The sequence below is a fragment of the Streptomyces nigrescens genome (genome assembly GCF_027626975.1).
In the GTDB taxonomy this organism is placed as follows: Bacteria; Actinomycetota; Actinomycetes; order Streptomycetales; family Streptomycetaceae; genus Streptomyces; species Streptomyces nigrescens.
Map to the genome: position 1 here is coordinate 6918438 of NZ_CP114203.1, position 20146 is coordinate 6938583.

The window sequence follows — 20146 nt, forward strand, 5'->3', positions numbered from 1 at the left end:
CGTACGGCACGTCTTGGGCCCGTGGGCCCTACAGGCCGGGGATCCGCCCGTTGCGGAAGAGGTCCACGAAGATCTGGTGATCGGCGCGGGCGCGGGCCCCGTAGGAGTGCGCGAAGTCCACCAGCAGCGAGGCGAAGCCCTCCTCGTCGGCCGCGATGGCCGCGTCGATGGCGCGCTCCGTGGAGAACGGGACCAGGGAGTGGCCGCTCTCGTCGTCCGCGGCGGCGTGCATGGTCGCGGTGGCCCGGCCCAGGTCGGCGACCACCGCGGCGATCTCGTCCGGGTCGTCGATGTCGGACCAGTCCAGGTCGACCGCGTACGGCGAGATCTCGGCGACCAGCTGGCCGGCGCCGTCGAGTTCGGTCCAGCCCAGCCACGGGTCGGCGTGGTCCTGGAGGGCGCGCTGGGAGATCACCGTGCGGTGGCCCTCGTGCTGGAAGTAGCCGCGGACCGCGGGGTCGGTGATGTGCCGGGAGACGGCCGGGGTCTGCGCCTGCTTCATGTAGATCACGACATCGTTCTCCAGGGCGTCGCTGTTGCCCTCCAGGAGGATGTTGTACGAGGGCAGACCGGCCGAGCCGATGCCGATGCCGCGGCGGCCCACCACGTCCTTGACGCGGTAGGAGTCCGGGCGGTCCAGGCTCGACTCCGGCAGCGTCTCCAGATAGCCGTCGAAGGCGGCGAGGACCTTGTAGCGGGTCGCCGCGTCCAGCTCGACGCTGCCGCCGCCCGCCGCGAAGCGCCGCTCGAAGTCGCGGATCTCCGTCATCGAGTCCAGCAGCCCGAACCGGGTCAGCGAGCGGGCGTCGCGCAGCGCGTCCAGCAGCGGACCCTCGGCGGTGTCCAGTGTGAAGGGCGGCAGCTCGTCCCTGTCGGAGCCCTTCGTCTTGTGGGCCAGCGCGTGGATGCGCTCCCGGTAGGCGGCCGCGTAGGTGCGCACCAGGTCGGTGATCTGCTTGTCGCTGAGTGCCTTGGCGTAGCCGATCAGCGCGACCGAGGCGGCGAACCGCTTGAGGTCCCAGGTGAACGGGCCGACGTACGCCTCGTCGAAGTCGTTGACGTTGAAGATCAGCCGGCCCGTGGCGTCCATGTACGTGCCGAAGTTCTCGGCGTGCAGATCGCCGTGGATCCACACCCGGGCGGTTCGCTCGTCGAGATACGGGCCCTTGTCCTTGCCGCCGCCGTCCTGTGCGGCGTACTCCTCCAGGTCCCGGTAGAACAGGCAGGCCGTGCCCCGGTAGAAGGCGAACGCGGAGGCGGCCATCTTCCGGAATTTCACGCGGAAGGCCGCGGGGTCGGCGGCGAGCAGCTCCCCGAAGGCGGTGTCGAAAACGGCGAGGATCTCCTCGCCGCGCTGCGCGGCGTCCTGCGCCGGGGCGTGCTGGGACGGCATCGCTGGGTGCCTCCTGAGGTGCGGAACGGTACGGGATCCGTGACAGCTCCCCCGGCGCCGGGCCGGGGGCGGATCTGCCACTGACAACGCGCGAGGCTACTCGTCGGTGCCCGCCGATTGTCACTGGGGAGCCGTAGACTTCGAGACCACCATCCGCCCCTCCCGGTCATGCCGGGGAGGTGCCCCCACCCGACCGTTTTCCGGAGGTCCTCCGCCGTGGCAGCCTCGTCCAGGCCCCCCTTCACGCACCTGCATGTCCACACCCAGTACTCACTGCTGGACGGTGCGGCGCGGCTGTCGGACATGTTCAAGGCGTGCAACGAGATGGACATGACGCATATCGCCATGTCCGACCACGGCAACCTCCACGGCGCCTACGACTTCTTCCATTCGGCGAAGAAGGCCGGAGTGACGCCGATCATCGGCATCGAGGCCTATGTGGCGCCGGAGTCGCGGCGCAACAAGCGCAAGATCCAGTGGGGCCAGCCGCACCAGAAGCGCGATGACGTCTCCGGTTCCGGTGGTTACACCCACAAGACGATCTGGGCGGCCAACAAGACCGGTCTGCACAACCTCTTCCGGCTGTCCTCGGACGCCTACGCCGAGGGCTGGCTGCAGAAGTGGCCGCGGATGGACAAGGAGACCATCGCCCAGTGGTCCGAGGGCCTGATCGCCTCCACCGGCTGCCCCTCCGGTGAGCTGCAGACCCGGCTGCGGCTCGGCCAGTTCGACGAGGCGCTGAAGTCGGCTTCCGAATATCAGGACATCTTCGGCAAGGACCGGTATTTCCTGGAGCTGATGGACCACGGCATCGAGATCGAACGCCGGGTCCGCGACGGCCTGCTGGAGGTCGGCAAGAAGCTCGGCATCCCGCCGCTGGTCACCAACGACTCGCACTACACCTACGCCCACGAGTCCACCGCGCACGACGCCCTGCTGTGCATCCAGACCGGCAAGAACCTCTCCGACCCGGACCGCTTCCGCTTCGACGGCACCGGCTACTACCTCAAGTCCACGGACGAGATGTACGCCATCGACTCCTCTGACGCCTGGCAGGAGGGCTGCGCCAACACCTTCCTGGTGGCCGAGCAGATCGACACCGACGGGATGTTCGAGAAGCGCGACCTGATGCCGAAGTTCGACATCCCGGAGGGCTTCACGGAGGTCACCTGGTTCCAGGAGGAGGTCCGGGTCGGCATGAAGCGCCGCTTCCCGGACGGGGTCCCCGAGGACCGGCAGAAGCAGGTCGAGTACGAGATGGACATCATCATCCAGATGGGGTTCCCCGGCTACTTCCTCGTCGTCGCCGACTTCATCATGTGGGCCAAGAACAACGGCATCGCGGTGGGCCCGGGCCGTGGTTCCGCGGCCGGTTCGATCGTGGCGTACGCCATGGGCATCACCGACCTCGACCCGATCACCCACGGACTGATCTTCGAGCGGTTCCTCAACCCCGAGCGCGTCTCCATGCCCGATGTCGACATCGACTTCGACGAGCGCAGGCGCGTCGAAGTCATCCGGTATGTCACGGAGAAGTACGGCGCCGACAAGGTCGCCATGATCGGCACCTACGGCAAGATCAAGGCCAAGAACGCCATCAAGGACTCCGCGCGCGTCCTGGGCTATCCGTACGCCATGGGTGACCGCCTCACCAAGGCGATGCCCGCCGACGTCCTCGGCAAGGGCATCGACCTCAGCGGCATCACCGACCCCCAGCACCCGCGTTACAGCGAGGCCGGCGAGATCCGGGGGATGTACGAGAACGAACCGGACGTCAAGAAGGTCATCGACACCGCCAAGGGCGTCGAGGGCCTGGTCCGGCAGATGGGTGTGCACGCGGCCGGCGTGATCATGTCCAGCGAGCCCATCGTCGACCACGCCCCGGTCTGGGTCCGGCACACCGACAACGTCACCATCACGCAGTGGGACTACCCCCAGTGCGAGTCGCTCGGCCTGCTGAAGATGGACTTCCTGGGCCTGCGCAACCTCACCATCATGGACGACGCCGTCAAGATGGTGAAGAAGAACAAGGGCGTCGACCTGGAGATGCTCTCCGTCCCGCTGGACGACCCCAAGACCTACGAGATGCTCTGCCGCGGTGACACGCTCGGCGTCTTCCAGTTCGACGGCGGCCCGATGCGCTCGCTGCTGCGGCTGATGAAGCCCGACAACTTCGAGGACATTTCCGCCGTCTCGGCCCTGTACCGCCCGGGTCCGATGGGCATGGACTCGCACACCAACTACGCGCTGCGCAAGAACGGCCTCCAGGAGATCACCCCGATCCACCCGGAGCTGGAGGAGCCCCTCAAGGAGGTCCTCGGCCTCACCCACGGCCTGATCGTCTACCAGGAGCAGGTGCAGAAGGCCGCCCAGATCATCGCCGGGTACTCCCTCGGCGAGGCCGACATCCTCCGCCGCGTCATGGGCAAGAAGAAGCCCGAGGAGCTGGCGAAGAACTTCGTGCTCTTCCAGGAGGGCGCCCGCAAGAACGGCTTCTCCGACCAGGCCATCCAGGCGCTGTGGGACGTCCTGGTCCCGTTCGCCGGCTACGCCTTCAACAAGGCGCACTCCTCCGCGTACGGCCTGGTCACCTACTGGACCGCCTACCTCAAGGCCAATTACCCCGCCGAATACATGTCCGCGCTGCTGACCTCCGTGCGCGACGACAAGGACAAGTCGGCGGTCTATCTGAACGAGTGCCGGCGCATGGGCATCAAGGTGCTGCCGCCCAACGTCAACGAGTCGGAGGCGAACTTCGCCGCCCAGGGTGACGATGTGATCCTCTTCGGCCTCACCGCGGTCCGCAACGTCGGCCAGAACGTCGTCGATTCGATCATCCGCAGCCGCAAGGCGAAGGGGAAGTACCTCTCCTTCCCCGACTACCTCGACAAGGTCGACGCGGTCGTCTGCAACAAGCGCACCACCGAATCCCTGATCAAGGCCGGTGCCTTCGACGAGATGGGCCACACCCGCAAGGGGCTGACGGCCCACTACGAGCCGATGATCGACAACGTGGTCCAGGTCAAGCGCAAGGAGGCCGAGGGGCAGTTCGACCTCTTCGGCGGCATGGGCGACGACAGCGCCGACGAGGGACCCGGCTTCGGGCTGGACGTCGAGTTCTCGGACGTCGAGTGGGACAAGACCTATCTCCTCGCCCAGGAGCGCGAGATGCTCGGTCTCTACGTCTCCGACCATCCGCTCTTCGGCCTGGAACACGTCCTGTCCGACAAGGCCGACGCCGCCATCGCCCAGCTGACCGGCGGCGACTACTCGGACGGGTCGATCGTCACCATCGGCGGCATCATCTCCGGTCTGCAGCGCAAGATGACCAAGCAGGGCAACGCCTGGGCCATCGCCACCGTCGAGGACCTGGCCGGCTCCATCGACTGCATGTTCTTCCCGGCCACCTACCAGCTGGTGTCCACCCAACTCGTCGAGGACACCGTGGTCTTCGTCAAGGGCCGCCTCGACAAGCGGGAGGACATCCCGCGGCTGGTGGCCATGGAGATGATGGTCCCCGACCTCTCGGAGGCCGGCACCAACGCGCCCGTGACGATCACCATTCCGACGGTCAAGGTCACCCCGCCGATGGTCGAGAAGCTCGGTGAGGTGCTCAGCAGCCACCGCGGCTCCACCGAGGTGCGGATCAAGTTGCAGGGGGCGCGCAAGACGACGGTGCTCCGGCTGGACCGGCACCGGGTCACGCCCGACCCGTCGCTGTTCGGCGATCTGAAGGTGCTGCTCGGCCCGTCCTGTCTGGCCGGCTGAGCGACCGGCCCCGAGGGGCCGCTGTTACCCCGAGGGGCGCGCCCGATGCGGACGCGCCCCTCAACTTCCGTACGGCGTATATCAGTTGTGACCGAAGCGCCGCTGGTGCTTACGCGCAACATCCGCCGGGCTGCCCTGCGCCTGTGACCGCGCCTGGGACTGTGCCTCCAAGCTCGCCTTCTGGGCCTCCTGCTGGCCGCGCTCGGCCGCGGATGCCTTCTGCTGCTGACTGCGGTCCTGCTTCTTGTCCTTGGCCATGATCTTGCCTCCTGAGGGGGAATCCGGGATCTGGGCCGGAACCAGACTTACATGGCGGACAGACGCCTGCATTTCGGGCAATTACCGTGCGTTATATGGTTGATCACGCACTGTGCTCGACGTCCCCGCCGAATCCGCCACGCCGATGATCGAGTTCGGGCAGATAACGCCCGTACGGTCGGGCAGACTCGAAGGAAAGCCGAAGAAAACTCGTGCCATGGGCCGAGCCGGGGGGCGACCGGACTTTCAGCACCTCAGGGAAGAGGGTGGAACGTGGATCGCTGCGTCGTCCTGGTGGACGCCGGGTATTTGCTCGGTGCCGCCGCGAGTCTGCTCGCCGGAGAGCCCGCCCGTTCCAGGATCACCGTCGACCATGCCGCCCTGATCCAGGGGCTGCGCCAGCGCGCCGAGGCGGAGACCGAACGCCCGCTGCTGCGGATCTACTGGTTCGACGGAGCCCCCGACCGCGTCCCGCAGCCCGAGCACCGCAGGCTGCGGGTGATGCCCCGGGTCACCGTCCGGCTGGGTGCCCTGACCCGCAGCGACGGCCGCTGGGCGCAGAAGGGCGTGGACGCCGCCATGCACGCCGAGCTGACCGAGCTCGCCCGTAACCGCGCCTGCTCCGACATCGTGCTGGTCACCGGCGACGGCGATCTGCTGCCCGGGCTGATGTCGGCCAAGGAGCACGGCGTCGCCGTCCACCTGTGGGCCGTCCAGGCCGCCGACGGTGACTACAACCAGTCCGAGGACCTGGTCGCCGAGGCCGACGAGCGGCGGGTGCTGGACCGGACCTGGATCATCCGCGCGGTACGCGCCAAGGAGCTCGGCGGCCCCTGCGCCCCGCCGCCCGTACCCCGCCCCGAGATCGCCGCGATCCTCTCCGCGCCGCTGCCCGAGTCCGCGGCCGCGGCAGCCGCGGCGGTCGCCGCGGCCGGCCCCGAATCCGCCGAGCACACCCATGAGCACAACGGCGCCAACGGCGTCTCCCGTCCCGCGGCCGCCGCCGGGAACGGGACGGCCGCCGGCGGTGAGCCCGGCGCCGCCGGCTCCAAGGTCGTGCCCACCCCCAAGGACCTGGCCGGACTCGGCCGGGCCCACGCCGCGGGCCAGCAGCCCGCCGGTACGGGTCCGGCGCCCGCGGCGGGCGCCACTCTGCGCTGGTCGTCCGACAAGGGCTGGGTCGAGCGCGGCGGACCGGCCGGCGAGCCGGACGGGACCGCCGCCCTGCCGACCCTCGCCCAGCTCACCAGCGCCGAGCAGCGCTGGGCCGACCGCGAGGAGGACATCACCGCCGTCAGCGGCGACCCCTTCGAGGTCGGCCAGGTCTTCGCCCGCCGCTGGACCGACCGGCTCTCCGACACCGCGCATCTCCAGCAGCTGTCCACGGAGTACCCGCGCATCCCGCACCGGATCGACGGTGAACTGCTGCGCTACGCCGCCCGGTTCGGCCTGCTCGCCCACAAGGACGACCAGATCGACGAGCACGACCGCTATGCGATCCGGGCCGGTTTCTGGCGCGAGGTCGATCTGCGGACGGCCGCCGAGCACGCTCCGGCCGGGGACTGACGGCCCGGACGGTCCCGGGCCCGGCTCGCCCGCCGGAGCCCCGCGGGCCGGAGGCGGGCCGGGGACGCGTACCCTCATAGCTCGTGAGGACGGGCGCAAAACAGGTGGAGCGCGGGGTGCCGGTGTGCGCCGTGCGGGACCTGGTCAAGACGTACCCCGCGATGCGCGGGCGCCGCGGGGCGGCACAGGCGCCCGCCGTACGCGCCAACGACGGCATCACCCTGGATGTGCACCGCGGAGAGATCTTCGGGCTGCTCGGCCCCAACGGCGCCGGCAAGTCCACCCTGGTGCGCCAGCTCACCGGACTGCTGCGCCCCGACTCCGGCGGTATCTCCGTATTGGGCCATGACCTGGTGCGCCACCCGGAGCGGGCCGCCCGGCTGCTCGGCTACCTGGGACAGGAATCCACCGCGCTGGACGAGATGACGGTCGCGCTGGCCGTGGAGACCACCGGCCGGCTGCGCGGTCTCGGTGCCCGCGAGGCGCGCGCCGAGCGGGACGCGGTGATCGACGAGCTGGGCCTCGCGGACCTGACCGGGCGGGCGCTGAAGAAGCTGTCCGGCGGACAGCGCCGGCTGGCCTGCTTCGCCACCGCGCTGATCGGCGAGCGGCCGCTGCTGGTGCTGGACGAGCCGACCACCGGGATGGACCCGGTCGCGCGGCGCTCCGTATGGGCCGCGGTGGACCGGCGCCGGGCCGAGCGCGGTGTCACGGTGGTGCTGGTGACGCACAACGTCCTGGAGGCCGAGAGCGTGCTCGACCGGGTGGCGGTGATCGACCGCGGCCGGGTCATCGCCTGCGACACGCCCGGGGGACTGAAGGAAATGGTGAGCGACGAGGTGCGGCTGGAGCTGGTGTGGCGCGACCGCCCGCCGCTGGACGTGCCCGAGGTCGCCGCCCTCCAAGCCGCCGCACACGCCTCCGGCCGCCGCTGGACCCTCCGTCTCCCCGCCGACCGGGCCCGCTCCGCCGTCGCCGCCGTCACCGCGGGCCCCGCCTTCGCCGCCCTCGACGACTTCACCCTCGCCACGCCGAGCCTGGAAGATGTGTACCTGGCCCTCGGCGGCCGTGCCGAGGGGCTGGTCAAGGGGTGAACGGGGACCGCTCCGGCGGACGTATGAACTACCACGGGGGCAGCGAGGAAGGCGTGATGACAGCGTGAGTGTGGTTCCCGTGCAGGCGGTGGCCGGGGCGGCTCCGGCGACCGGAGCGCGAGACGAGGGGGCGGCCCCGCTGGCGCCGCGCGCCCGTCTGGTGCCCGCGCTGGTCGCCGTCTACCGTGCCCAGCTCTCCCGGGCCCGGGTCGCACGGATCCCGCTGCTGTTCGTCGCGACCTTCCAGTCCATCGGGATCATGGTCCTGCTGCGCGGGGTGGTCGACGGCGGCGAACCGGCGCGGGCCGTGGTGTCCGGCTCCAGCGTGCTGGTCGTCGCCTTCGTGGCGCTCAATCTGCTCGCCCAGTACTTCGGCCAGCTGCGGGCCGGCGGCGGACTCGACCACTACGCGACGCTGCCGGTGCCGCCGGCCGCCGTGGTGCTCGGCGCCGCCGCGGCCTACGCCTCGTTCACCGTGCCGGGGACGGTGGTCACCGCGGTCACCGGCTGTGTGCTCTTCCAGCTGCCGATGACCCATCTGTGGGTGCTGGCCGCGGTGCTCCCGCTCGCCGGGGCGGCGCTGGCCGGTCTCGGCGCGGCCCTCGGCCTGCTCGCCCCGCGCCAGGAACTCGCCACGCTCTGCGGCCAGTTGGGCATGTCGGCGGCGCTGCTGCTGGGCGTCCTGCCGGCCGAGCGGATGCCCGCGGTGATCGGCTGGGCCCGCGATCTGCTGCCCTCGACGTATGGCGTGGAGGCGCTGGCGCGCAGCTTCGACCCGCACCCGGACTGGGTCGCGGTCGGCGCCGACCTGGGCGTCTGCGCGGCCGTCGGGGTGCTCTCGCTGGCCGTCGCCACCTGGGCCTACCGACGGGCGGCGACCCGATGAGCGGTCCCACCACACCGAACGGGCGTCCTGCTTCCGGTCCCACCAGCCCCACCTGGCACGATGACGGTGTGACCGCACCGCTGACGCCCCGCGACAACCAACCGCCCGAAGAGCCCCGGCACCCCGAGGCCGCGCCCGCGGCCGACCACGGCGGTCTCGGCGGTCCCGAGCTGGCCCGCGAGCTGCGCGAGGGCGCGCTGATCGCGCTCCTGGTCGCGGCGACCGGTGTGCTGCTCGGCCTGCTGTGGAACTGGCTCGCGCCGCATGTCCCGCTGATCGCGGACACCCGCAACGTCTACCTCAAGAACACCGAGGGCGAGGAGTCGATCGGCGCGGACGGCACCTTCCTCCTGCTGGCCTTCGCCTTCGGTGTGCTCACCACCGCCGCGGTCTTCCTCTTCCGCCGCCGGGGCGGGATTCCGCTGGTGGTGGCGCTGGTCGTGGGCGGACTGCTCGGCGCGGCGCTGGGCTGGCTGACCGGGATGTGGCTGGGTCCCACCCCGGACGTGGCCGAGCACGCCAAGCAGGTCGGCCCCGGTGTGGCCTTCGACGGCCCGCTGCGGCTGCAGGCCAAGGGCGCCCTGCTGGCCTGGCCGATCGGGGCGATGCTCACCCAGCTGGTGCTGTCCGCGCTGTTCGGGCCGCCCGACCCGGAGCCGGAGGTGCCGTACTGGCTCCAGGGGCAGCAGGGACCGCAGGGGCAGCAGGAACAGCAGCCGGAGGTGCCGCAGTGGCTCCGGGAGAACCACGAGCAGCGGCCGCCCTCCGAGGGCTGAGCCACACGGAGCTCCGGGGCGGCCGGTCCACCGGCCGCCCCGCCGTACGTTCAGCCGCGGGCGATCGGCGCGAGGTGCGCCCCCGTGAGCGCCACCAGGTCCTCCGGCGACAGCTCGACCTCCAGCCCGCGCCGCCCCGCCGAGACACAGACCGTCGGCCGGCCCTCGGCCGAGGCGTCCACGACCGTGCGCAGCCGCTTGCGCTGCCCCAGCGGCGAGATCCCGCCCCGGACGTAGCCCGTGCTGCGCTCGGCCGCCGCCGGGTCGGCCATCGTGGCCCGCTTGCCGCCCACCGCGGCCGCCAGCGCCTTGAGGTCCAAGGACCCCGACACCGGGACCACGGCGACCGTCAGGGTGCCGTCGACGTCCGCCAGCAGGGTCTTGAACACCTGGTCGGGCGCGACGCCCAGGGCCTCGGCGGCCTCCTCGCCGTACGACGGGGCGGCCGGGTCGTGCTCGTAGGAGTGCGTGGTGAACGGGACGCCGGCCGCGGTGAGGGCGACCGTCGCCGGGGTGCCGACGGACTTCTTGGACTTCTTCGCCAACGTCTTCGTGCCTCGCTCGGGCCGGTCGTTCAGTTGGGGCTGGTCGGCTGCCGGGTCAGATCCACGGCCGGCAGCGACGGGAGCTTACCGAGCAGCGCCGACTCCTGGCGAAGGAGTTTCAGCTCCTGCCCCAGCCGGGCCGCGGTGTCCGGCGCCTCCAGCAGCAGCTGCTTGGCGGGCACGTCCAGCACGGCCGCCGCGGCGACCAGGTACGACAGCACGGACGGGTCGGCCGGCAGATCCTGCCCGCTCGACAGGGTCCGCTCGTTCGCCCAGGCCAGCCGCTTCTGATAGGTGCGGAACGCCCGCACGACGCCGGAGGCGAGCGCGCCGGCGCCCTCTCCCTCGCCGTCCTCCAGCTCCTCCACCTCACCGGTCAGATACGGCCCCGAGGCGTCCACCGACAGCAGCCGGAAGCGGGTGGTGCCGGTGGCGAGGACCTCGTAGCCGGTGTCGTCGGCGGACGACTTCTCCCGGATGGTGGCCGCGTCGGCGATACAGCCCACGGTGTGGAACGCCTGTATCGGGTCGTCACCGAAGCCGGCGGCGGGACCGTCCGCGGCCGGCAGGGTGCTGTCCGGCATGCCCTGCGCGGTGGCGGCGACCTCCCGGCCGTCCCGGATCGCGATCACCGCGAAGCGGCGGTCGTCCTCGGGCACCGCGCTCAGGTCACGCATCATGGCCCGGTACCGCGCCTCGAAGACGTTCAGCGGGAGCACGAGTCCCGGGAACAGCACCGAGTTCAGCGGGAAGAGCGGTAGGCGCACGGAGGTCACAGCCCGTAAGCCTAGACGCTGCGCTCTGCTGTGTTCCCACGTGGTCGGGAATCCTCGCCGTGGGGGTTTCTCGCCGTGGCGCCTGCGGCGGGCCGGGCCGCTGCGCGGGGCTGTCGGGGTGCGGTGACGGGCCTGCGCGGGTGGGGGTGTCCGGACTGCTTCGCTTGACGTCCGGACACCCCCACCCGCTCCGGCCCGTCCCCTCCCGTTGAGGGGTGGGGAAAACGGCGGGAGGGGGTGCACGTCGGTGGCCGGGTGTGCCTTGTCGGTCGCGGTGAACCGGCTATTGCCGCCGCAGCAGCCGGGACGCACCGGCCGCGACCGTCGTGGCGAGCACCCAGCCCGCCAGGATGAGCACCGCGGCCGCCCACTGCGCACCGCCGCCCGGCTTCCAGGCGGCGCTCTGATTGAGGTCTATCACCGGCAGCAGCAGGTCGAGGGAGTAGAGATACGGATTCCAGGGCGGCGCCTCGCCCGTCTTGAGGGGCGGCGGCGGGGACATCGAGAAGTAGATCGTGCCGATCGCCCACAGGATGGCCATCCACACCGCGGCCCGCCCCGGGCGGTAGCCGTAGGCCACCGTCCAGTCCTGCAGGAAGCCCCAGGTCTTCGCCGCCAGCGGCAGCGTCTCGCGGCGGCGCCGCTGCTTGGCCAGCAGGACCTCGCGGGCGTCGGAGTCCTCCCCGGTGGTGCGCAGCGAGGCGGCGAGCATCTCGTACGGCTCGGGTGCGTACTCGGGGGTCGCCGCGGCCACCCACTGCAGCCGCAGGGAGAGCGGGAAGTGGCCGCGCGGGATCAGCGTCTCGTAGGCGAAGCCGGCCATCCACAGCCCGCCGAGCCCCGGCCAGCTCGCCGACTTGTCGACGAGATTGACCACCCGGGCGCCGGAGAGGATCACCCGGCCGCGCTGCGGCCGCTCACCGAGGAACCGCAGCTCGGGCGTCTGGATGCGGCGCAGCGACAGCTCCTGGTCGGACTCCATGATGAACCGGGCGTGCTCGAAGTCGACCGCGTCACCGAAGCGCCCGTCGTCCAGGCGCATCCCGCCCTCGCACTCGAAGCGCTGCACACGGGTGCCGCGCGACGGGGTGTGCACGGTGCCGTACGGGGGAGTGGCGCTGCTGGAGAACGGGGAGTTGGCCAGGCCTGCGGCGGTCAGATAGAGGGTGCGCTCGACGGTCAGCTGCGGGGCGTTCAGGGCCCGGCGGCCGAAGGGGTTGCTCAGCCGGCTGCCGCGCAGGCTCAGCGACACGCCGATGGTGGCGCCGCGCAGGGACAGCTCCCCGTAGGACTCCAGCATCTCGGCCTGCAGGTCCTGGGTGACGGTCAGCCCGTCCGCCATGATCGACCGGCCCTGCCGGTCCTTGTGCACCACGGTCTGATTGAGCATCAGGTCCGTGCCGATATGGGCGTCGGTGAGCCGGATGCCGGACTGCACCACACAGCGCGGCAGATGGAGATCGCCCTCGGTCTGCAGCCGGGCCGCCTCCACCCGGGGTATCGCGCAGTTCACCAGCCGCAGGGTGGTGAACCGGCTCTCGGGGAGTACGACCTCGGCCTCGAAGCGGCAGTCCCGCAGCTCCACGAATGGCTTGATCGCACCGCCCGCAACGTCGAGAGTGTCCGTGATGTACGCCCCAGTGATCTTGAGCGCGGAGACCCGGCCGGGCTGCGCGGGCGGCCCGTCGAGCAGCAGCAGCGCCACGACCCGGGCCCGCACCCGGCGCTCGGCGCCCCACAGATGCTGCCCGTGCGGATCGTCCCTGGCCGGATCGCCGATGTGCAGATCGCAGGTGCTGCCGTTGCGGAAGGCCTGCCACATGCTCCATTCCGCGGATGTCAGCTGCAGGTCGGCGGGCGCGTCGCCGTCCCCGGGCTCGGTCACAGTGGGTCCCCCTTGCTCTCCCGTGGTGTGTCGCAACCTGTTCGGACGCATTTCGTGCACCGGTCGTCGTGCGTCCCGCAGGTCTCCCCGTACGCCGTTGTGTGGCCCTTGCCCGCCCCGTGACTGCTTGAACACGCGTGGTCAGGGCCAACTCCGGTCAACTTCGAACGGCCGGGTCACGATGCGTCCGGGGTGTGCTCCGCTGTGTATCACTGAGTGATACGGCCGGTCGGGCCCCGGAGCGGGTCTGAGACACTGGGAGGGTGATCTCCCGAATCGACCTGCGCGGTGACGCCCTTCCCGAGGGCGGCGCCCTGCGCGACCTGCTGCCCCGTGCCGAGTTCGACGTGGAAGCCGCCCTGGAGAAGGTGCGGCCCATCTGCGAGGACGTACGCCATCGCGGCACCGCGGCGCTGATCGATTGTGCGCGGCGGTTCGACGGCGTCGAGATCGACCGGGTGCGGGTGCCCGCCGAGGCCCTGCAGAGTGCGCTCGCGGAGCTGGACCCGGCCGTCCGGGCCGCCCTGGAGGAGTCCATCCGGCGCGCCCGGATCGTCCACCGCGAACAGCGCCGCACGGACGTGACGACCAAGGTCGTCCCCGGCGGCACGGTCACCGAACGCTGGGTGCCCGTCGAGCGGGTGGGGCTCTATGTCCCCGGCGGCCTCGCGGTCTACCCGTCCTCGGTGGTCATGAACGTCGTCCCGGCGCAGGAAGCCGGCGTCGAGGGCATCGCCGTGTCCTCCCCGCCGCAGAAGGAGTTCGGCGGCCGCCCGCACCCGACCATCCTCGCCGCCTGCGCCCTGCTCGGCGTCGATGAGGTCTACGCGGCCGGCGGCGCCCAGGCCATCGCGATGTTCGCGTACGGCACCGAGGAGTGCCTGCCGGTCAACCTCGTCACCGGCCCCGGCAACATCTACGTCGCCTCCGCCAAGCGCCTGCTCAAGGGCCGGATCGGCATCGACGCCGAGGCCGGCCCGACCGAGATCGCGGTCCTCGCGGACGCCACCGCCGACCCCGAGCACGTCGCCGCCGACCTGATCAGCCAGGCCGAGCACGACACCCTCGCCGCCGCCGTCCTGGTCACCGACTCCACCGAGCTGGCCGACGCCGTCGACGAGGCGCTGAAGCGGCAGGTCGCGGCGACCAAGCACATCGAGCGGATCACCGAGGCGCTGGGCGGCCGGCAGTCCGCGACCGTCCTGGTCGACGGCCTCGACGAGGGCCTCAAGGTCGTGGACGCCTACGGCGCCGAACACCTGGAGATCCAGACCGCCGACGCCACCGCCGTGGCCGCCCGGGTCCGCAACGCCGGTGCGGTCTTCGTCGGCCCGTACGCCCCGGTCTCGCTCGGCGACTACTGCGCCGGCTCCAACCACGTGCTGCCCACCGGCGGCTGCGCCTGCCACTCCTCCGGGCTGTCCGTGCAGTCCTTCCTGCGCGGTATCCATGTCGTGGACTACTCGCGCGACGCGCTGGCCGAGGTCGCCCACCATGTGGTGACCCTCGCCGAGGCCGAGGACCTTCCGGCCCACGGCGCCGCGCTGAAGGCCAGGTTCGACTGGAAGGTCCCGCAGAGCAAGTGAGCAGGCACGTGACCCGTATCGACGATCTCCCCATCCGGGACGAGCTGCGCGGCAAGTCCCCCTACGGCGCACCGCAGCTGGACGTCCCGGTGCGGCTGAACACCAACGAGAACCCCTACCCGCTGCCCGAGCCGCTGGTCCGGCGGATCGCCGAGCGGGTGACCGAGGCCGCCCGGGAGCTCAACCGCTACCCCGACCGGGACGCGGTCGAGCTGCGCACCGAGCTGGCCCGCTACCTCACCCGCACCGCCGGCCACGAGGTCACCAAGGACCAGGTGTGGGCCGCCAACGGCTCCAACGAGATCCTCCAGCAGCTGCTGCAGACCTTCGCCGGCCCCGGCCGCACCGCCATCGGCTTCGAGCCGTCGTACTCCATGCACGGGCTGATCTCCCGCGGCACGGGCACCGGCTGGATCTCCGGCCCGCGCAACGACGACTTCACCATCGACGTCGAGGCGGCCGTGGCGGCCATCGCCGAGCAGCGGCCCGACGTGGTCTTCATCTGCTCGCCGAACAACCCCACCGGCACCGCCGTCGAGGCCGGCACCGTGCTCGCGCTGTACGAGGCGGCGCAGGCGGCCCGCGCCGATGCCGCCGGGGCCCTGGTGGTGGTCGACGAGGCCTACGGCGAGTTCAGCCACCGGCCCTCGCTGCTGCCGCTGATCGAGGGGCGGCCGAATCTGGTCGTCTCCCGGACGATGTCCAAGGCCTTCGGCGCCGCCGGGCTGCGGCTGGGCTATCTGGCCGCCGACCCCGCCGTGGTCGACGCCGTCCAGCTCGTCCGGCTCCCGTACCACCTCTCGTCCGTCACCCAGGCCACCGCACTGGCCGCGCTGGAGCACACCGACACGCTCCTGAAGTACGTCGAGCAGCTCAAGACCGAGCGGGACCGCCTGGTCACCGAGCTGCGGGCGACCGGCTGCCAGGTCGTCGACTCCGACGCCAACTTCGTGCAGTTCGGCCTCTTCGAGGACGCGCACGCCACCTGGCAGGCGATCCTCGACCACGGCGTCCTGGTCCGTGACAACGGCGTACCGGGCTGGCTGCGGGTCACCGCCGGCACCCCGGCCGAGAACGACGCGTTCCTCGACGCGGTTCGCGCAGTACTGAAGGAGAGCAAGCGATGACCCGCGTAGGACGCGTGGAGCGCACGACGAAGGAAACGTCCGTGCTCGTCGAGATCGACCTCGACGGCAGGGGGGACGTGGAGGTCTCGACAGGCGTCGGCTTCTACGACCACATGCTCGACCAGCTCGGCCGGCACGGCCTGTTCGACCTCAAGGTCAAGACCGACGGCGATCTGCACATCGACACCCACCACACCATCGAGGACACCGCCCTCGCCCTGGGTGCCGCCTTCAAGCAGGCCCTCGGCGACAAGTCCGGCATCTACCGCTTCGGCAACTGCACCGTCCCCCTGGACGAGTCGCTCGCCCAGGTGACCGTCGACCTCTCCGGCCGCCCGTACCTGGTGCACACCGAGCCGGAGAACATGGCGCCGATGATCGGCTCCTACGACACGACGATGACCCGGCACATCTTCGAGTCCTTCGTCGCCCAGGCCCAGATAGCGCTGCACATCCACGTCCCGTACGGCCGCAACGCCCACCACATCGTGGAGTGCCAGTTCAAGGCGCTGGCCCGCGCCCTGCGGTACGCCAGCGAGCGCGACCCGCGGGCGGCCGGGATCATCCCCTCCACCAAGGGAGCCCTGTAGCCCGTGAACGGCCTCTCCACCGTCTTCATCCTGGTCGGGCTCTTCCTCCTCGGCGGCGTCTACTCCTTCTGGAAGCAGGAGCTGCCCAAGAGCCTGATCGTCCTGCTGTCCATCGGCTCGGCGATGTGCCTGGCCGCCGGCGTCCTGCGGCTGGGGGTATGGAATTGACCGCCTCGGCATCCCGTAAGAAGGTCGTCGTCTTCGACTACGGCTTCGGCAACGTCCGCTCCGCCGAGCGTGCCCTGGCGCACGTCGGCGCCGATGTGGAGATCACCCGGGACTACGACCGGGCGATGAACGCCGAGGGGCTGCTGGTCCCCGGCGTCGGCGCGTTCGCCTCCTGCATGGCCGGGCTGAAGGAGGCCCGCGGTGACTGGCTCGTCGGCCGCCGGCTGGCCGGCGGCCGCCCCGTCATGGGCATCTGCGTCGGTATGCAGATCCTCTTCGGCCGGGGCATCGAGCACGGTGTGGAGACCGAGGGCCTGGACGAGTGGCCCGGCACGGTTGGCCCGCTCAAGGCCGACATCGTGCCGCACATGGGCTGGAACACCGTCGCCGCCGCCGAGGGCTCGCAGCTCTTCGCCGGTCTGCCCGCCGACGCCCGCTACTACTTCGTGCACTCCTACGCGGTGCACGACTGGGAGCTGGAGGTCGGCAACCCGCATATCGCCGCGCCCAAGGTCACCTGGGCCACGCACGGCGAGCCCTTCGTGGCCGCGGTCGAGAACGGCCCGCTGTGGGCCACCCAGTTCCACCCCGAGAAGTCCGGCGACGCCGGCGCCCAGCTCCTGACCAACTGGATCAACACCCTGTGAGCCCCCTGATGCCGAAGCTCGAACTCCTCCCCGCCGTCGACGTCCGCGACGGCCAGGCCGTCCGCCTCGTCCACGGCGAGTCCGGCTCCGAGACCTCCTACGGCGACCCGCTGGAGGCGGCCCTTGCCTGGCAGCGGTCCGGCGCCGAATGGCTGCACCTCGTCGACCTCGACGCCGCCTTCGGCACCGGCGACAACCGCGCGCAGATCGCCGAGGTCGCCCGCTCCATGGACATCAAGGTCGAGCTGTCCGGCGGCATCCGCGACGACGACACGCTCGCCGCCGCCCTCGCCACCGGCTGCCGCCGGGTCAACCTCGGCACCGCCGCGCTGGAGACCCCCGAGTGGGTCGCCAAGGTCATCGCCGAGCACGGCGACAAGATCGCGGTCGGCCTGGACGTCCGCGGCACCACGCTGCGCGGCCGCGGCTGGACCCGCGACGGCGGCGACCTCTACGAGACGCTGGCCCGCCTCGACGCCGAGGGCTGCGCCCGCTACGTCGTCACCGACATCAACAAGGACGGCACCCTCCAGGGCCCCAACCTGGAGCTGCTGCGCAACGTCTGCGCCGCCACCGACCGTCCGGTGGTCGCCTCCGGTGGTGTCTCCTCGCTCGACGACCTGCGGGCACTCGCCACCCTGGTGCCGGAAGGTGTCGAGGGCGCGATCGTCGGCAAGGCGCTCTATGCGAAGGCGTTCACCCTCGAAGAGGCGCTGGCAGCAGTGTCGTAACCGCGAACGAAAGGCGGCGTGATGACCATCGAGCGCGTACGGACCGACAGTCCCTGGGAAGAGAAGATCGGCTTCGCACGCGCCGTGGCAGCCGGTGACCGGGTCCTGGTCGCCGGCACGATGCCACTGGTCGACGGCGTCCTGCAGGGTGAGGGCGATCCCTATGTGCAGACCAGGGTCGCCTTCACCAACGCACTGGAGGCACTCACCCCCTTCGGCCTGGGCGCCGAAGCGGTCCTCCGCACCCGTATGTACCTCACTCATCTACGCGATGTGGACGCGGCCGGCCGCGCCCACCGGGAGCTGTTCGCCGCCATGCCGCCCGCCTCGACCCTGGTCGTGGTCTCCGGCTTCGTCGACTCCCGCGTCCTGGTCGAAGTAGAACTGGAAGCTTTCCGAGAACTGTCAGAGAGGCCTGAACCGACATGACCCTGGCGGTCCGAGTCATCCCTTGCCTGGACGTCGACAACGGCCGGGTCGTCAAGGGCGTCAACTTCCGGAACCTGCGGGACGCCGGCGACCCCGTCGAGATGGCGAGGATCTACGGGGACGAGGGCGCCGACGAGCTGACCTTCCTCGACATCAGCGCCTCCTCCGGCAACCGTGAGACCACCTACGACGTGGTCCGCCGCACCGCCGAGCAGGTCTTCATCCCGCTGACGGTCGGCGGTGGTGTCCGCACCCCCGAGGACGTCGACAAGCTGCTGCGGGCCGGCGCCGACAAGGTCGGGGTCAACACCGCCGCCATCGCCCGCCCCGACGTGATCCGCGAGATCGCCGAACGCTTCGGCAGCCAGGTCCTGGTCCTCTCGGTCGACGCCCGCCGTACCGACGCGGGGACGCCGTCCGGATACGAGGTCACCACCCACGGCGGCCGCCGCGGCACCGGTATCGACGCCGTCGAATGGGCCCACCGCGCCGCCGAGCTGGGCGCCGGCGAGATCCTCCTCAACTCCATGGACGCCGACGGCACCAAGGACGGCTACGACGTCGAGATGATCGAGGCGGTCCGCAAGCACGTCACCATCCCGGTGATCGCCTCCGGCGGCGCCGGCAAGCTCGACGACTTCGCCCCGGCCGTCGCGGCCGGCGCCGACGCGGTCCTGGCCGCCTCCGTCTTCCACTTCGGCGATCTGCGCATCTCCCAGGTCAAGGACGCCCTGCGGGGGGCGGGTCACCCGGTGCGCTGACCGCGGCGTACGCCTAGGCTCGCCCCATGAGCCGTGTCAACGATGTGGGTGGCCAGTCGGGGTTCGGGGCCCTGGAGATCGAGGCGGACGAACCGCCGTTCCATGCCGACTGGGAGGCGCGGGTGTTCGCGCTGAACTCCGTGCTGGTGCGGAACGGGGTCTACCGGCTCGACGAGTTCCGGGACGCCGTCGAGCGGATGGCCCCGCAGGAGTATCTGGCGGCGTCGTACTACGAGCGCTGGCTCCATGCGATCGAGACGCTGCTCGCCGAACGGGGGCTGCTCGGCGATGGCTGAATTCCGGGCGGGGGAGCGGGTGCGGGTGCGCGCCGTCGACCCGGTGGGGCACACCCGGGTGCCGCGGTATGTGCGCGGACACAGGGGGCGGATCGTCGAGTGCCAGGGGCGGTGGGCGCTCGCCGACGAGTGCGCGGCCGGGGTCGCCGAGCCGCGGACCGAGCCCGTCTACACCGTGGCCTTCGCCGCGGCCGACCTGTGGGGCGAGGGCGGTCATGAGGTCACGGTCGACCTCTGGGAGTCGTACATCGAGCGGGTACAGGAGGACGGGGCATGAGCGGCGGGCACACGAGTACACCGGTGGCGGCGCGGGTCAGGCGGCTGGAGGCGCGGCTGATCGAGGCCGGGGTGGTCGCCGAGGCGCAGCTGGACGCGGCGCTCGCCGCGATGCTGAAGGGGGCCTCGCCGGTCAACGGGGCGCGGATCGTGGCGCGGGCCTGGACCGACGCCGGATTCCGCGAGCGGCTGCTGGCCGACGCGAACGCGGCGCTGCCCGAGGTCGGGCTCTCGATGGCGGGCGGTATCCAGGAGCAGCGGCTCAAGGTCGTCGAGAACACCGCCACCACGCACCACGTCCTCGTGTGCACGCTGTGCTCCTGCTATCCGATCGGGCTGCTGGGGCCGTCGCCGTCCTGGTACAAGAGCGAGGCCTACCGCTCGCGGGTGGTGCGCGAACCCCGCGCCGTCCTGGCCGAGTTCGGGCTGGAGCTGCCGGACGACACCGCGATCACGGTGTGGGACTCCAGCGCGGAGAGCCGCTACATGGTCCTGCCACGGCGGCCCGGGGGCACCGCGGGGCACAGCGAGCCGGAGCTGGCCGCGCTCGTCACCCGGGAAGGGCTCATCGGGACCGCCGCGGTCTGA

At 71.2% G+C, this 20146-nt stretch carries 21 protein-coding genes; 16 read left to right on the plus strand and 5 right to left on the minus strand.

Annotated features, from left to right (window positions below; genetic code table 11):
- Window positions 1–28: 28 nt before the first annotated feature.
- A complete protein-coding gene (locus tag STRNI_RS30630) occupies window positions 29–1393 on the minus strand; it encodes a DUF2252 domain-containing protein (RefSeq protein ID WP_159488582.1) in 1365 nt (454 codons plus the stop codon).
- A 168-nt stretch (window positions 1394–1561) separates the two neighbouring features.
- Between STRNI_RS30630 and dnaE the strand changes: the two genes are divergently transcribed.
- Window positions 1562–5161, plus strand: coding sequence for a DNA polymerase III subunit alpha (gene dnaE, locus STRNI_RS30635; RefSeq protein ID WP_109889109.1), 3600 nt, complete (start codon window positions 1562–1564; stop codon window positions 5159–5161).
- 81 nt (window positions 5162–5242) lie between these two features.
- On the opposite strand, the gene STRNI_RS30640 is transcribed toward dnaE, so the two are convergent.
- Window positions 5243–5419: a hypothetical protein gene (locus STRNI_RS30640; protein WP_018090275.1), complete on the minus strand. Its 177-nt coding sequence runs from the start codon at window positions 5417–5419 to the stop codon at window positions 5243–5245.
- 273 nt (window positions 5420–5692) lie between these two features.
- Between STRNI_RS30640 and STRNI_RS30645 the strand changes: the two genes are divergently transcribed.
- The 4 genes from STRNI_RS30645 to STRNI_RS30660 all read left to right on the plus strand — a co-directional run bounded on the left by STRNI_RS30645 (window position 5693) and on the right by STRNI_RS30660 (window position 9741).
- On the plus strand, window positions 5693–6985 hold the full coding sequence (locus STRNI_RS30645; protein WP_018090276.1) for an NYN domain-containing protein: 1293 nt from the start codon (window positions 5693–5695) through the stop codon (window positions 6983–6985).
- 161 nt (window positions 6986–7146) lie between these two features.
- On the plus strand, window positions 7147–8079 hold the full coding sequence (locus STRNI_RS30650; RefSeq protein WP_237539411.1) for an ABC transporter ATP-binding protein: 933 nt from the start codon (window positions 7147–7149) through the stop codon (window positions 8077–8079).
- Between the two features lie 70 nt (window positions 8080–8149).
- Window positions 8150–8965 (plus strand): ABC transporter permease, encoded by an 816-nt coding sequence (locus STRNI_RS30655; RefSeq protein WP_381845805.1) that lies wholly within the window; start codon window positions 8150–8152, stop codon window positions 8963–8965.
- A 68-nt stretch (window positions 8966–9033) separates the two neighbouring features.
- Window positions 9034–9741 carry an ABC transporter permease gene (locus STRNI_RS30660; RefSeq protein ID WP_159488586.1) on the plus strand — a complete coding sequence of 236 codons (708 nt, stop codon included), beginning with the start codon at window positions 9034–9036 and terminating at the stop codon, window positions 9739–9741.
- 50 nt (window positions 9742–9791) lie between these two features.
- Here the strand turns inward: STRNI_RS30660 and ybaK are convergent, their stop codons facing one another.
- The 3 genes from ybaK to STRNI_RS30675 all read right to left on the minus strand — a co-directional run bounded on the left by ybaK (window position 9792) and on the right by STRNI_RS30675 (window position 12947).
- The gene (gene ybaK, locus STRNI_RS30665) at window positions 9792–10286 is read right to left on the minus strand and encodes a Cys-tRNA(Pro) deacylase (RefSeq protein WP_018090280.1); all 495 of its coding nucleotides are present in this window, start codon (window positions 10284–10286) and stop codon (window positions 9792–9794) included.
- Window positions 10287–10315: 29 nt separating this feature from the next.
- The gene (locus STRNI_RS30670; protein WP_093644840.1) at window positions 10316–11062 is read right to left on the minus strand and encodes an LON peptidase substrate-binding domain-containing protein; all 747 of its coding nucleotides are present in this window, start codon (window positions 11060–11062) and stop codon (window positions 10316–10318) included.
- A gap of 283 nt (window positions 11063–11345) precedes the next feature.
- The gene (locus STRNI_RS30675; RefSeq protein ID WP_277412387.1) at window positions 11346–12947 is read right to left on the minus strand and encodes an oxidoreductase; all 1602 of its coding nucleotides are present in this window, start codon (window positions 12945–12947) and stop codon (window positions 11346–11348) included.
- 263 nt (window positions 12948–13210) lie between these two features.
- Between STRNI_RS30675 and hisD the strand changes: the two genes are divergently transcribed.
- The 11 genes from hisD to STRNI_RS30725 are packed head-to-tail and all read left to right on the plus strand — an operon-like array spanning window position 13211 to window position 20146.
- Window positions 13211–14533 carry a histidinol dehydrogenase gene (hisD, locus tag STRNI_RS30680; protein WP_018090283.1) on the plus strand — a complete coding sequence of 441 codons (1323 nt, stop codon included), beginning with the start codon at window positions 13211–13213 and terminating at the stop codon, window positions 14531–14533.
- Between the two features lie 8 nt (window positions 14534–14541).
- Entirely contained in the window at window positions 14542–15660 is a 1119-nt protein-coding gene (locus tag STRNI_RS30685) for a histidinol-phosphate transaminase (protein ID WP_018090284.1), read from the plus strand.
- Window positions 15657–16250: an imidazoleglycerol-phosphate dehydratase HisB gene (hisB, locus tag STRNI_RS30690; protein ID WP_093644834.1), complete on the plus strand. Its 594-nt coding sequence runs from the start codon at window positions 15657–15659 to the stop codon at window positions 16248–16250. Before STRNI_RS30685 ends, hisB begins: the two co-directional genes overlap by 4 nt.
- Before the next feature lie 3 nt (window positions 16251–16253).
- Entirely contained in the window at window positions 16254–16418 is a 165-nt protein-coding gene (locus STRNI_RS30695) for a hypothetical protein (protein WP_018090286.1), read from the plus strand.
- Window positions 16409–17065, plus strand: coding sequence for an imidazole glycerol phosphate synthase subunit HisH (hisH, locus tag STRNI_RS30700; RefSeq protein WP_159488590.1), 657 nt, complete (start codon window positions 16409–16411; stop codon window positions 17063–17065). Before STRNI_RS30695 ends, hisH begins: the two co-directional genes overlap by 10 nt.
- Window positions 17066–17073: 8 nt before the next feature.
- Window positions 17074–17796 carry a bifunctional 1-(5-phosphoribosyl)-5-((5-phosphoribosylamino)methylideneamino)imidazole-4-carboxamide isomerase/phosphoribosylanthranilate isomerase PriA gene (gene priA, locus STRNI_RS30705; protein WP_026169748.1) on the plus strand — a complete coding sequence of 241 codons (723 nt, stop codon included), beginning with the start codon at window positions 17074–17076 and terminating at the stop codon, window positions 17794–17796.
- Between the two features lie 21 nt (window positions 17797–17817).
- Window positions 17818–18225 (plus strand): RidA family protein, encoded by a 408-nt coding sequence (locus STRNI_RS30710; protein ID WP_018090289.1) that lies wholly within the window; start codon window positions 17818–17820, stop codon window positions 18223–18225.
- Window positions 18222–18986: an imidazole glycerol phosphate synthase subunit HisF gene (gene hisF, locus STRNI_RS30715; protein ID WP_277412388.1), complete on the plus strand. Its 765-nt coding sequence runs from the start codon at window positions 18222–18224 to the stop codon at window positions 18984–18986. The genes STRNI_RS30710 and hisF overlap by 4 nt, the downstream gene beginning before the upstream one ends.
- Before the next feature lie 26 nt (window positions 18987–19012).
- A complete protein-coding gene (locus tag STRNI_RS41415; protein ID WP_093644828.1) occupies window positions 19013–19282 on the plus strand; it encodes an SH3-like domain-containing protein in 270 nt (89 codons plus the stop codon).
- Window positions 19275–19559, plus strand: a complete 285-nt coding sequence (locus STRNI_RS41420) for an SH3-like domain-containing protein (protein ID WP_159488592.1) — start codon at window positions 19275–19277, stop codon at window positions 19557–19559. The genes STRNI_RS41415 and STRNI_RS41420 overlap by 8 nt, the downstream gene beginning before the upstream one ends.
- Complete coding sequence (locus tag STRNI_RS30725; protein ID WP_026169749.1) at window positions 19556–20146, plus strand: nitrile hydratase subunit alpha; 591 nt, start codon at window positions 19556–19558, stop codon at window positions 20144–20146. Before STRNI_RS41420 ends, STRNI_RS30725 begins: the two co-directional genes overlap by 4 nt.

Coding starts and splice junctions, on each gene's coding strand:
- STRNI_RS30640 (WP_018090275.1), bottom strand. CDS start 5,419: ATGGCCAAGGACAAGAAGCAGGACCGCAGTCAGCAGCAGAAGGCATCC.
- hisB (WP_093644834.1), top strand. CDS start 15,657: ATGACCCGCGTAGGACGCGTGGAGCGCACGACGAAGGAAACGTCCGTG.
- hisH (WP_159488590.1), top strand. CDS start 16,409: ATGGAATTGACCGCCTCGGCATCCCGTAAGAAGGTCGTCGTCTTCGAC.
- priA (WP_026169748.1), top strand. CDS start 17,074: ATGCCGAAGCTCGAACTCCTCCCCGCCGTCGACGTCCGCGACGGCCAG.
- STRNI_RS41415 (WP_093644828.1), top strand. CDS start 19,013: ATGAGCCGTGTCAACGATGTGGGTGGCCAGTCGGGGTTCGGGGCCCTG.
- STRNI_RS30630 (WP_159488582.1), bottom strand. CDS start 1,393: ATGCCGTCCCAGCACGCCCCGGCGCAGGACGCCGCGCAGCGCGGCGAG.
- hisF (WP_277412388.1), top strand. CDS start 18,222: ATGACCCTGGCGGTCCGAGTCATCCCTTGCCTGGACGTCGACAACGGC.
- STRNI_RS30650 (WP_237539411.1), top strand. CDS start 7,147: ATGCGCGGGCGCCGCGGGGCGGCACAGGCGCCCGCCGTACGCGCCAAC.
- STRNI_RS30710 (WP_018090289.1), top strand. CDS start 17,818: ATGACCATCGAGCGCGTACGGACCGACAGTCCCTGGGAAGAGAAGATC.
- dnaE (WP_109889109.1), top strand. CDS start 1,562: ATGCCGGGGAGGTGCCCCCACCCGACCGTTTTCCGGAGGTCCTCCGCC.
- STRNI_RS41420 (WP_159488592.1), top strand. CDS start 19,275: ATGGCTGAATTCCGGGCGGGGGAGCGGGTGCGGGTGCGCGCCGTCGAC.
- STRNI_RS30725 (WP_026169749.1), top strand. CDS start 19,556: ATGAGCGGCGGGCACACGAGTACACCGGTGGCGGCGCGGGTCAGGCGG.